The following is an 11898-nucleotide window of genomic DNA, read 5'->3' as shown; positions in this document are numbered from 1 at the left end:
CACTGATATTTGGCGGCCTGTTTGGCCGCGTGACCCCGATCTAACCGCAAGGATCTGTCCTTGCATCAAGAGGAATGAATGGCGAGTAACAACGTAGCCCAATTTGCCGCGGAACTCAAAATGCCTGCGGGCGTCCTGCTCGAGCAGTTGCAGGCGGCTGGCGTCCAGAAAGCGAGCGCGAATGACGACCTGTCCGAAACAGACAAGGCGCGTCTGCTCGATCATTTGCGCAAGTCGCACGGTTCCGCCGACGCCGACAAGCGCAAGATCACTTTGACCCGCCGGCATACGTCGGAAATCAAGCAATCCGACGCAACGGGTAAAGCTCGTACCATTCAGGTCGAGGTGCGCAAGAAGCGTGTTTTCGTGAAGCGTGACGAACCCGGTCTCGAGCAGGCCGAGGCGGCGTCGAATCACGTCGAAGAGCCGGAAGTCGACGAGGCCGAACTGCAGCGTCGCGAGGAAGAAGCGCGCCACGCCGCCGAGCAGCTCGAGCGCGAAGAGCGCGAACTGAAGGAGCAACAGGCGAAGCTCGAACGCGAAGAGGCCGAGCGCCGCGCCCGCGAGGAAGCGGCGGAAGCCGAGCGCAAGAAGCAAGAAGCGGAAGCGGCGCGCCGTGCGGCGGCCGCGGCTCAGGCCGCGGAAATCTCGCGTTCGGCGCAGTCCGCGCGTCAGGAAACGCGCACGCAACCGGCAGTCGAAGCGAAGCCGGAACCGAAGCAGGACGATACCGCTCGACGCGAAGCCGCGGAAAAGGCAGCGGAAGAGAAGGCTGCGAGCGAGCGTGCTGCTCAGCGTGAAGCCGCGAAGAAGGCGGAAGAAGACGCGAAAGCCAAGGCTGAAAAGACGCGTCTGGAGCAGGAAGCCATCGCGAAGCGCCGTGCAGCGGCGGAAGCCGAAGCGCGCGCGATCCGCGAAATGATGAACACCCCGCGCAAGGCGCAGGTGAAGGCGCCGGAACCCGCGCCCGCACCGAAGCCGGTGGAAGCGGCGAAGGCCGCCGAAGCAAAGGGCACGCTGCACAAGCCCGCGAAGCCGGAAGGCGCGCAGGCGGCACGTCCGGCGGCGAAGAAGCCGGCTGCAGGCGGTGCGACGACTCCCGCGTCGACGGCTCCGGCAGGCGCTGGCGACAAGAAGAAGGCCGGCAAGGGCGGCTGGCAGCAAGACGACGCCTCGAAGCGCCGCGGCATGAAGACACGCGGCGATTCGAGCGGCGGCGTCGATCGCGGCTGGCGCGGCGGTCCGAAGGGTCGCGGCAAGCATCAGGACCAGTCGACGTCCTTCCAGGCGCCGACCGAGCCGATCATCCGTGAAGTGCATGTGCCGGAAACCGTCTCCGTGGCCGACCTCGCGCACAAGATGTCGGTGAAGGCTTCGGAAGTCATCAAGGTGATGATGAAGCTCGGCCAGATGGTCACGATCAACCAGGTGCTGGATCAGGAAACGGCGATGATCGTCGTCGAGGAACTGGGCCATCGCGCGGTTGCGGCGAAGCTGGACGATCCGGAAGCGCTGCTCGTCGAAGGCGAAGCCACGGAAGACACGGCAGAGAAGCTGCCGCGTCCGCCGGTCGTCACCGTCATGGGCCACGTAGACCACGGCAAGACCTCGCTGCTGGACTACATCCGTCGCGCGAAAGTGGCGGCGGGCGAAGCGGGCGGCATCACGCAGCATATCGGCGCATATCACGTCGAAACGCCGCGCGGCGTCATCACCTTCCTCGACACGCCGGGTCACGAAGCCTTTACGGCAATGCGTGCGCGCGGCGCGAAAGCGACCGACATCGTCATTCTGGTGGTCGCGGCGGATGACGGCGTGATGCCGCAGACGAAGGAAGCGATCGCCCACGCGAAGGCGGGCGGCGTGCCGATCGTCGTCGCGATCAACAAGATCGACAAGCCGGAAGCCAACCCGGACCGCGTGAAGCAAGAGCTCGTCGCGGAAGGCGTGGTGCCGGAAGAGTACGGCGGCGATTCGCCGTTCATCGAAGTGTCGGCGAAGACTGGCCGCGGCATCGACGACCTGCTGGAAAACGTGTCGCTGCAAGCCGAAGTGCTGGAGCTGACCGCGCCGGTCGAGGCCGCTGCGAAGGGTCTCGTCATCGAAGCCAAGCTCGACAAGGGCAAGGGTCCGGTCGCGACCATTCTGGTGCAGTCGGGCACGCTGAATCGCGGCGATGTGGTTCTCGCGGGCAGCGCCTACGGCCGTGTGCGCGCGATGCTTGACGAAACCGGCAAGCCGACGAAATCGGCCGGTCCGTCGATCCCGGTGGAAATCCAGGGTCTGTCGGAAGTGCCGGCGGCGGGCGAGGAAGTCATCGTGCTGCCGGACGAACGCAAGGCGCGCGAAATCGCGCTGTTCCGTCAAGGCAAGTTCCGCGACGTCAAGCTGGCGAAGCAGCAGGCCGCCAAGCTCGAGAACATGCTCGAACAGATGGGCGAAGGCGAAGTGCAGAACTTGCCGCTTATCGTCAAGGCAGACGTGCAAGGCTCGCAGGAAGCGCTGGTTCAGTCGCTGCAGAAGCTGTCGACCAACGAAGTGCGCGTGCAGATCGTGCACAGCGCGGTCGGCGCGATCAGCGAATCGGACGTCAACCTGGCGACGGCGTCGAAGGCGGTCATCATCGGCTTCAACACGCGGGCGGATGCGCAAGCCCGCAAGCTGGCCGAGTCGAACGGCATCGACATCCGCTACTACAACATCATCTACGACGCAGTGGATGAGGTGAAGGCGGCGATGTCCGGCATGCTTGCGCCGGAGAAGCGCGAGACGGTGACGGGCATGGTCGAGGTGCGTCAGGTCATCCGCGTGCCGAAGGTCGGCCTGATCGCAGGTTGTATGGTGACGGACGGTGTCGTCAAGCGCTCCTCGTCGGTGCGCGTGATCCGCAACAACGTCGTGATCCACACCGGCGAGCTCGATTCGCTCAAGCGCTTCAAGGACGACGTGAAGGAAGTGCGTCAGGGCTTCGAGTGCGGTATGTCGATCAAGAACTTCAGCGACATCGTGGAAGGCGACCAGTTCGAAGTCTTCGAAGTGACGGAAGTGGCTCGCACACTGTAATGCGCTAGCCGCCGAGAAAAGGGCGGGGTGAGCCTGGCGGCTCGCTCCGCCCTTTTTGCTTCAGGCGGCGCGAAAAGAAACACGGAAACGACATCATGGCTAAAAGACGGACATCCACGAACCGCAACGTGCAGATTGCGGACCAGATTCAGCGCGATCTTTCGGAGCTCATGCGCGAGGTCAAAGACCCGCGCGTGGGTCTCGTGACGATTCAGAGCGTCGAGCTCACGCCCGACTACGCCCACGCGAAGGTCTATTTCACGACGCTCACCGGCGATCCGAAACAGACCGAGCAGGGTCTGAATCACGCCGCGGGACATCTTCACAATATGCTGTTCAAGCGCCTGCATATCCACACGGTGCCGACGCTGCATTTCCACTATGACCAGACGATCGAGAAGGCCGTCGAAATGTCGCGCCTGATCGACGAAGCGAACGCTTCGCGTGCGAAGGATGCCGACGACGGTCAGGAAGGCGCCTGAGCGATGAGCGGTTCGAAGAACGAGGCGCGGCCGAAGATTGCGCGCCGCGCGCTGGATGGCGTGCTGTTGCTCGACAAGCCGCTCGGGCTGTCGAGCAACGACGCGCTCATCAAGGCGAAGCGGATTTATCTCGCGAAAAAGGCGGGCCACACGGGCACGCTCGATCCGCTTGCGACGGGCTTGCTGCCGCTGTGCTTCGGCGAAGCGACGAAGTTTTCGCAAGATCTGCTCGATGCCGACAAAGCATATGAAGCGACCATGCGACTGGGGATTCGCACGACGACCGGCGATGCCGAAGGCGAGGCCATCGACACGCGTGACGTTACGTGCGACGAGGCGGCGGTTTCCGAAGCGATGGCGAAGTTTCTCGGCGACATCATGCAGGTCCCGCCGATGTACTCCGCTCTGAAGCGTGACGGCAAGCCGCTTTACGAATACGCGCGTGCGGGTCAGACGGTGGAACGCGCAGGTCGCCAGGTGACGATTCACGCGTTGCGGCTGCTCGCATGCGCATTGCCGCTCGTGACGTTTCGCGTAACGTGCAGCAAGGGCACGTATGTGCGCACGCTGGCGGAAGATATCGGCGAGGCGCTCGGATGCGGCGCGCATCTGACGGCGCTGCGGCGCACGGGCGTCGGCGCGTTGACTCTGGAGCACGCGGTCACGCTGGACGAACTGACCGGCATGAACGAAGCAGAGCGCGATGCACGGCTTCAGCCCGTCGATGCGCTTCTTTCGACCTTTCCCGCGGTCCAGTTGAACGATGAAGCGACGAAGCGCTTCCTGCACGGCCAACGCCTGCGTTTGGCTGACGTCGTCGAAACTCGTCTCGAAGAAGGCCGCGTGCGCGTCTATGCGCAGGGCGGCGGTCGCTTGCTCGGCGTGGCGCGCGCGGGCGAAGGTGTGCTTGCGCCCGAGCGGCTGATCGTTACAGCGCAATGAAAAAGAGCCCGATTGATCGATCAATCGGGCTCTTTTCTTTCTACAGCGACAATTCGGTCAATGCGCCGCCGACGCCGCCGCTGCCGAATCCCCGCCGCCCGAACGCTCGGGCCGTGTGATCCAGATCAGCGCGATCAGCGCGACGAAAATCCCCGCCGAGATATAAAACATGTCGTTCACGCCGAGTTGCGCGGCCTGCTGTGTCGCCATGCTGTTGTACAGGCCGTAGGACTGTTCCTTCGAGAAGCCGAGCGTGCCCATCTGCTGCATCGAGTTTGCGAAGACGGGGTTATACGAGTTGGCCTGCTCGACGAGTTGCGCGTGATGCACGATCGAGCGATGCTCCCACGCCGTCGAAAAGATCGACGTGCCGATGCCGCCGCACATGATCCGCACGAAGTTCGACAAGCCCGACGCCGCAGGAATCCGATGCCCAGGCAAGCCCGACAGCGTGATCGACACGAGCGGAATGAAGAAGCCCGCCATGCCGATGCCTTGAATCACCGTCGGCAACGTGAGCGCCCACGTATCGACGCCGGTCGTATAGCGCGAGCGCATCCAGAAGCACAACGCGAACACGAGAAACGCCGCAGTCGCGATATAGCGCGGATCGGTTCGAGGCAGGAACTTCCCGGTGATCGGTGAAAGCAGGATCGCGAACAGGCCGACTGGCGCCATCACGAGGCCGGCGTTCGTCGCGGTGTAGCCGATATCGGTTTGCAGCCATAGCGGCAGCAGCACCAGGTTGCCGAAATAGAGCCCGTAGCCGATCGACAGCGCGATCGTCCCGCCGGTGAAATTGCGCAGTTCGAACAGCGACAGGTCCACGACCGGATGCTCCGCCGTCAGCTCCCACACGATGAAGAAGGCGAATGAGATCACCGCGATCAGCGCGAGCACGACGATCGTCGTCGAATTGAACCAGTCGAGATCCTTGCCCTTGTCTAGCATGACCTGCAGCGAGCCCACCCAGATTACCAGCAGCGCGAGCCCGACGGTGTCGATCGGCGACTTGCGGATCGCGGAGTCACGATCCCGGAAGATCGCGAACGTGGCGATCGCCGCGGCGATTCCGACCGGAATGTTCACGTAGAAGATCCAGGGCCACGAGATGTTGTCCGAGATCCAGCCGCCGAGCACCGGGCCGGCGACAGGTGCGATGAGCGTGGTCATCGACCACATCGAGAGCGCCATCGGCGCTTTTTCGCGCGGATAACTCGCGAGCAGGAGTGTCTGCGACAGCGGGATCATCGGGCCGGCGACCGCGCCTTGCAGCACGCGCGCGGCAAGCAGAAACGGCAGCGTCGGCGCAAGGCCGCAGAGCCACGACGCGAGCACGAACAGGATGATCGAGCCGAGGAAGAGCCGCACCTGGCCGATGCGCTGCGTGAGCCAGCCCGTGAGCGGCACCGAGATCGCATTGGCGACCGCGAACGACGTGATGACCCACGTGCCCTGATCCGATGACACGCCGAGGTCGCCGGATATCGATGGAATCGAGACGTTCGCGATCGACGTGTCGAGCACGTTCATGAACACCGCGAGCGATACGGCAATCGTCCCGATGACGAGTTTTCCGCCCGACAGCGGGGGATGAACGACGTTTTGCGAAGACATTGGGCGAGTCCGCTTACATCAGCTTGGCGGCCGATGCGGACTTCGTCGCCTTGCCGCGCGCCGACGATGTGCTCTGCGCCGACGAACCCGTGCCCGTGCCCGCATTCTGCTGGATGATGCGCGCGATTTCCTGATCGGCCTGCGCGCCGTAGTTGTCGAACACGTTGGTCTGGTACACCGTGTTCCGCGCGTTGCCGAGCTGGCCGCCTTCCTCGTTCTTGATCGTCACGTCGACGTTCATCGAGAGGCCGATACGCAGCGGATGCTGCTCCAGTTCCTTCGGATCCAGCTCGATACGCACCGGCAGGCGCTGCACGACCTTGATCCAGTTGCCCGTCGCGTTCTGCGCGGGCAGCAGCGAGAACGCCGAGCCCGTGCCGGCCGAGAAGCCGATGACCTTGCCGTGATACACGACGCTCGAACCGTACAGATCGGCAGTCAGTTCCACCGGCTGGCCGATGCGCATGTGCTTAAGTTGGACTTCCTTGAAGTTCGCATCGACCCACACGGCGTTGAGCGGCACGATCGCCATCAGCGGATTGCCCGGCGCGACGCGCTGGCCGACCTGCACCGAACGCTTCGCGACGTAGCCCGTCACCGGCGCCGGCAGCGTGTTGCGCGCGAAGTTGATGTACGAGTCGCGGACCTTGGCGGCGGCCGCAAGCACATTAGGATGCTCGGCGATCGTCGTGTTTGCCGTAAGCGAGCGGTTCGACGCGAGTTCCTGCTCGGCGGCGTCGAGCGCGGCCTGCGTGCTACGGACGGCGTCGCGTGCGTGCGAGATTTCTTCCTGCGACACCGCGCCCGTCTGTGCGACCTGCATGCGGCGCTTCAGATCGTCCTGCGCGCGCGACAGATCCGATCTGCGCAATGCGATCTGCGCTTCGTACTGGTTGTTGTTGACGAAGAACGTGCGGACCTGACGCACCGTCTGCGCGAGATTCGCTTCGGCCTGGTCGAGCGCGACCTTCGAATCGGCCGGATCGAGCGCGACGAGCGGGTCGCCCACTTTCACAGTCTGCGTGTCGTCCGCGTTCACCGAGATCACCGTACCGACGACCTGCGGCGTGATCTGCACGACGTTGCCGTTGACGTACGCATCGTCGGTGGCTTCGTGAAAGCGCGCGACGAGGAAGTAATACAGCCCGTACGCGACAGCGGCGATGACGATGACCAGCACGATCAGCGTCATCAGCCGGCGGCGTTTGCCGTTGTTTTGCTTCGGCGCTGGCGCGGCCGCGGTTTGTTGAGGGTCGCTCATGAAAGACTCCGAATATTCCGTATTGGTCTGATGCGTGTTCTTGTGCGCGGCTTACTTCGATGGCGTGGCCTGATTTGCCGCTTGCGTGTTCGCCTGATTCTGCCCGCTGCCGTCGATCGCGAGATTCGTGCTCGTCGCGTCGAAGCCGCCGCCGAGCGATTTGATCAGCGCGATTTGCAGATCGGTGCGCTTCAGGCGCAGGTTCGTTACGGTCTGCTCGTTGGCGAGACGGTTTTCGTCGGCGTTGAGCACCTGCAACTGCGGCGACAGGCCGGCCTTGTAGCGGATTACCGCGAGCTGATACGCGCTCGTCGCCGCCGCGAGCGCGCGCTGCGCATCCGCCATCTGTTTGTCGAGCGAGCGGATTGCGGAAATGTTGGTCGCGACATCGTTCATCGCATTGATGAGCGTCTGATTGTAGTTCGCGACATTGCCCTCGAAGTCGGCGTAACGGCCCTTCAACTGGGCGCGCAGGGCGCCGGCATCGAAGATCGGCAGATGCACCGCCGGCCCGATCTGGATCTGGCGGCTGCTCGCCTGCAGGAAGCGGCTCCAGCCGAACGCGTCGAAACCGAAGGCCGCCGCAAGGTTGATGTCCGGGAAGAACTCGGCTTTCGCTTCCTTGATGTTGTGCGTCGCGGCTTCTACCTGCCAGCGCGCGGCGACGATATCCGGGCGGCGCGCGATGAGGTCGGCGGGAACGTTGTCCGGCAGCGTCATGTTGACGTTCGGATCGATCACGGGCTTGGCGATCTGCAGACCGCGGTCCGGGCCCTTGCCAAGCAGCGCGGCGAGCTGATAGCGGACGGTTTCGATTTGTCCGTCGAGCTCGGTCATATTGGTCTGGCTCGTCGCGACGTTGCCTTCCGCCGTGCGGCTCTCGACCCTGGTGTCGAGCCCGGCCGCGACCCGTCCGTTCGTGATGCGCCCGACGTCCTGCCGGTTCGCGATCTCGCGCTGGGCGACGTCACGCAGCGCGTAGAGCAGCGCGAGCTGGTTGTACGTACGCGCAACCGATGCCGCCAGCGTCACACGCGCCTGCTGCATGTCCGCTTCGGCGGCCTTCTCCTGCGACACCGCCATGTTCAGCCGCGAGCGATTCTTGCCCCACAGATCGAGTTCCCACGACGCGCTCGCGAGCACGTTGTTCTCGCTGAACCAGGTGCCGCCGTAGGGTGGCGGGAAGAGGGCGTTGGCCGAATACAATTCGCGCGTCCACGAATACGATCCGTTGACCTTCGGATAGAGCGCCGAGCGTGACGTTTCGATATATGACGACGCCTTCGCGATCCGCGACTGCGCCTGCGCGATGGTGGGATTGTCCGCGAGCGCCTCGTCGATCAGTCGCGGCAACTGCGGATCGCCGAACTGCTTCGCCCAATCGAGCGCCGGCCATCGGCCGCCTTGTCCCGGCAGGCTTTGCGTAGCCTCGAAGTTTTCAGGCGCGACAATCTGCTTGTCGCTCGAGATGCCTGCGTAGTTCGCGCAACCGGCAAGCGCGAGCGCGGCTATTGCGGCGACCACGGCGCTATTGACACGGCGCTCGCCGCGCAGCGCGGACAGGGAAAGCTGTTTCATATCTCGTTTCTTGAGATGAGACTTAAAGATGGACGTTGCAATCATTTTGTAGGCTGCCGACGACAAATTTGCTTGTCATCGCAATGACGTACCAGGCTTATCGTTTCCTGCGAGCAACGATGCCACGGAGGGATCACAGGAGTTGGCCAGAATCCGGCGCAGCATGCTCTTCAGGAAGCCCACTTCTTCGGGCGTGAAGCCCGCCAGGAGGTTGTCCAGCACGCGCGTAAAGATGGCGGGAATCTTCTCGGCCGTTGCCTGGCCTTCGTCCGTCAGCGCGAGGCGCACGACGCGCCGGTCTTCCTCGCTGCGTACGCGCGAAAGCAAGTCACGTTTTTCCAGCCGGTCGATGAGGCGCGTCACGGCGCTCGCGTCTATGCCGTATTCACGAGCGATGTCCGCGGCCGTCAGGCACTTGCCGACCGCGAGCATGAAGAGGATGCTCGCCTGTGTGCTCGTGATGCCCAGTTCGGAGGTCGTGTGTTGCGTGACCATGTTCCACATGGTCGAGCGGACCCGGCTGATCAGGTAGCCGACGCTCTCGGCGAGCACGTAATCGCCGATCGCCGCAGATTTCGGAGCGTCGCTCATGGAAAATTTATGCGGTTGCAATAGTTGACTAGGCAGGATTATAGGGGGGCATTTCAGTCGCTGCAAGAAGCTTTTCTGAATCTGCTTAACAATGCAATCCATGCGGGTGCGATGGGGGCTCCTGCCTGGCCGTCTTACGGGTTGCGTCCTATTGCAAGGGAAGGACATCCATGCGTGCTATAATTTACGGTTCTCACCGCGCCGGGCCCGCGTAGTCATGCTTGCATGACGGTTTCAAGGGGGGCTTGCCGAGCCATGAAGTCTCACTGAAGAGACTCGCTCCGACGGCGCACAACCAAGACATCTCTATATGACTCGCGCCCTCCGCAATATCGCCATCATTGCCCACGTCGACCACGGCAAGACCACGCTCGTCGACCAGTTGCTCCGTCAGTCGGGCACGTTCCGGGAAAACCAGCAGGTCGCCGAGCGCGTCATGGACTCGAACGACATCGAAAAGGAACGTGGCATCACGATCCTGGCGAAGAACTGCGCTGTCGAATACGAAGGCACGCACATCAATATCGTCGATACGCCGGGACACGCCGACTTCGGCGGTGAAGTGGAGCGCGTGCTGTCGATGGTCGACTCCGTGCTGCTGCTCGTCGACGCAGTCGAAGGCCCGATGCCGCAAACGCGGTTCGTGACGAAAAAGGCGCTCGCGCTGGGTCTCAAGCCGATCGTCGTCATCAACAAGGTGGACCGTCCGGGCGCGCGTATCGACTGGGTGATCAACCAGACCTTCGATCTGTTCGACAAGCTCGGCGCGACCGAAGAGCAGCTCGACTTCCCGGTGGTGTATGCGTCGGGTCTGAACGGCTACGCCGGCCTCGACCCCGAAGTGCGCGAGGGCACGATGCGCCCGCTCTTCGAAGCCATTCTCGAACACGTGCCGGTGCGTCCGGCCGATCCTGACGGTCCGCTGCAACTGCAGATCACGTCGCTCGACTACAACTCGTACGTCGGACGTATCGGCGTGGGCCGTGTCGCGCGTGGTCGCATTCGTCCTGGCATGCAGGTGGCGGTGCGGTCGGGTCCGGACGGCGCGATCATCAATCGCAAGATCAATCAAGTGCTGTCGTTCCACGGTCTCGAGCGGGTGCAGGTCGAAGAAGCGCAGGCCGGCGATATCGTGCTGATCAACGGTATCGAGGAAATCGGCATCGGCGTGACGATCTGCTCGCCGGATAACCCCGAAGCGCTGCCGATGATCACCGTAGACGAACCGACGCTCACGATGAACTTCCTCGTGAACTCGTCGCCGCTCGCGGGCAAGGAAGGCAAGTTCGTGACGAGCCGCCAGATTCGCGACCGTCTCACCAAGGAACTGAACCATAACGTGGCGCTGCGTGTGAAAGACACGGGCGACGAAACCACGTTCGAAGTGTCGGGCCGTGGCGAACTGCATCTGACGATTCTCGTCGAGAACATGCGCCGTGAAGGCTATGAGCTCGCGGTGTCGCGTCCGCGCGTCGTGCTGCAGGAAATCGATGGCGTGAAGTGCGAGCCGTATGAAAACCTGACGGTCGATATCGAAGACCAGCATCAGGGCGGCGTGATGGAAGAACTCGGCCGCCGCAAGGGCGAAATGCTCGATATGACCTCCGACGGCCGTGGCCGCACGCGTCTCGAGTACAAGATCTCGGCGCGCGGTCTGATCGGCTTTCAGAGCGAGTTCCTGACGCTCACGCGCGGCACCGGTCTGATGAGCCACACGTTCGATTCGTACGCGCCGGTAAAGGAAGGCTCGGTCGGCGAGCGTCGCAACGGCGTGCTGATCTCGCAGGACGATGGCGCCGCCGTGGCGTATGCACTGTGGAAGCTGCAGGATCGCGGCCGCATGTTCGTGTCGCCTGGGGATGCGCTCTATGAAGGTATGATCATCGGCATTCATAGCCGTGACAACGACCTCGTCGTGAACCCGATCAAGGGCAAGCAGTTGACCAACGTGCGCGCGTCGGGCACCGACGAAGCCGTGCGCCTCGTGCCGCCGATCCAGCTGTCGCTGGAGTACGCGGTCGAGTTCATCGACGACGACGAACTCGTTGAAGTCACGCCGCAATCGATCCGCCTGCGCAAGCGTCATCTGAAGGAGCACGAGCGCCGCCGCGCGAGCCGCGAGGCGAACGCCGAGTAAGCTTCAGGCGTCGGTTCGCATTGACAGGGCAAAAGCCGCCTTCGGGCGGCTTTTCCTTTTTCGACGGCGTGCAAGAGTCCCTTGCTTATCTCGTGAAAGCCCGCACATGCTTGTTGCATAAAGGATGACGAGGTCGAGCGCATGCGGCGATCGGTCATATGACGATTGGTTCTGTGCTATGCTTCTCAGATTAGCTGTCGCTTTTTAGGTCCTTCCAAGCAGACTTG

At 63.0% G+C, this 11898-nt stretch carries 8 protein-coding genes; 4 read left to right on the top strand and 4 right to left on the bottom strand.

The annotated features are described in order from the left end of the window. Positions 1-78: 78 nt before the first annotated feature. The 3 genes from infB (at position 79) to truB (ending at position 4487) form a co-directional block, all read left to right on the top strand. On the top strand, positions 79-3063 hold the full coding sequence (gene infB, locus NCT32_RS08215) for a translation initiation factor IF-2 (protein ID WP_061121093.1): 2985 nt from the start codon (positions 79-81) through the stop codon (positions 3061-3063). Between the two features lie 95 nt (positions 3064-3158). Next, a complete protein-coding gene (gene rbfA, locus NCT32_RS08210; RefSeq protein WP_061121094.1) occupies positions 3159-3545 on the top strand; it encodes a 30S ribosome-binding factor RbfA in 387 nt (128 codons plus the stop codon). Between the two features lie 3 nt (positions 3546-3548). Continuing rightward, complete coding sequence (truB, locus tag NCT32_RS08205) at positions 3549-4487, top strand: tRNA pseudouridine(55) synthase TruB (RefSeq protein WP_061121095.1); 939 nt, start codon at positions 3549-3551, stop codon at positions 4485-4487. Between the two features lie 57 nt (positions 4488-4544). Here truB and NCT32_RS08200 read toward each other — a convergent pair whose 3' ends face one another. From NCT32_RS08200 to NCT32_RS08185, 4 genes are all read right to left on the bottom strand, one after another. Then, positions 4545-6104 carry a DHA2 family efflux MFS transporter permease subunit gene (locus NCT32_RS08200; protein ID WP_061121096.1) on the bottom strand — a complete coding sequence of 520 codons (1560 nt, stop codon included), beginning with the start codon at positions 6102-6104 and terminating at the stop codon, positions 4545-4547. A 13-nt stretch (positions 6105-6117) separates the two neighbouring features. Beyond that, the gene (locus NCT32_RS08195; protein ID WP_061121097.1) at positions 6118-7365 is read right to left on the bottom strand and encodes an efflux RND transporter periplasmic adaptor subunit; all 1248 of its coding nucleotides are present in this window, start codon (positions 7363-7365) and stop codon (positions 6118-6120) included. 51 nt (positions 7366-7416) lie between these two features. Beyond that, complete coding sequence (locus NCT32_RS08190; RefSeq protein WP_061121098.1) at positions 7417-8943, bottom strand: efflux transporter outer membrane subunit; 1527 nt, start codon at positions 8941-8943, stop codon at positions 7417-7419. 75 nt (positions 8944-9018) lie between these two features. Further along, entirely contained in the window at positions 9019-9534 is a 516-nt protein-coding gene (locus NCT32_RS08185) for a MarR family winged helix-turn-helix transcriptional regulator (RefSeq protein WP_061121099.1), read from the bottom strand. Positions 9535-9844: 310 nt separating this feature from the next. Between NCT32_RS08185 and typA the strand changes: the two genes are divergently transcribed. After that, the gene (typA, locus tag NCT32_RS08180) at positions 9845-11671 is read left to right on the top strand and encodes a translational GTPase TypA (protein ID WP_061121100.1); all 1827 of its coding nucleotides are present in this window, start codon (positions 9845-9847) and stop codon (positions 11669-11671) included. The last annotated feature ends 227 nt before the right edge of the window (positions 11672-11898 follow it).

Source organism: Caballeronia sp. INML2 (assembly GCF_023631365.1).
Lineage (GTDB): Bacteria > Pseudomonadota > Gammaproteobacteria > Burkholderiales > Burkholderiaceae > Caballeronia > Caballeronia turbans.
Note: the sequence above shows the minus strand (reverse complement) of the source record. Positions and strands in the feature narration are given on the sequence as shown.

Excerpts from the sequence above, each read along its gene's own strand:
- typA (WP_061121100.1), top strand. The coding sequence starts at position 9,845 with ATGACTCGCGCCCTCCGCAATATCGCCATCATTGCCCACGTCGACCAC.
- NCT32_RS08190 (WP_061121098.1), bottom strand. The coding sequence starts at position 8,943 with ATGAAACAGCTTTCCCTGTCCGCGCTGCGCGGCGAGCGCCGTGTCAAT.
- infB (WP_061121093.1), top strand. The coding sequence starts at position 79 with ATGGCGAGTAACAACGTAGCCCAATTTGCCGCGGAACTCAAAATGCCT.
- rbfA (WP_061121094.1), top strand. The coding sequence starts at position 3,159 with ATGGCTAAAAGACGGACATCCACGAACCGCAACGTGCAGATTGCGGAC.
- NCT32_RS08185 (WP_061121099.1), bottom strand. The coding sequence starts at position 9,534 with ATGAGCGACGCTCCGAAATCTGCGGCGATCGGCGATTACGTGCTCGCC.
- NCT32_RS08200 (WP_061121096.1), bottom strand. The coding sequence starts at position 6,104 with ATGTCTTCGCAAAACGTCGTTCATCCCCCGCTGTCGGGCGGAAAACTC.
- NCT32_RS08195 (WP_061121097.1), bottom strand. The coding sequence starts at position 7,365 with ATGAGCGACCCTCAACAAACCGCGGCCGCGCCAGCGCCGAAGCAAAAC.
- truB (WP_061121095.1), top strand. The coding sequence starts at position 3,549 with ATGAGCGGTTCGAAGAACGAGGCGCGGCCGAAGATTGCGCGCCGCGCG.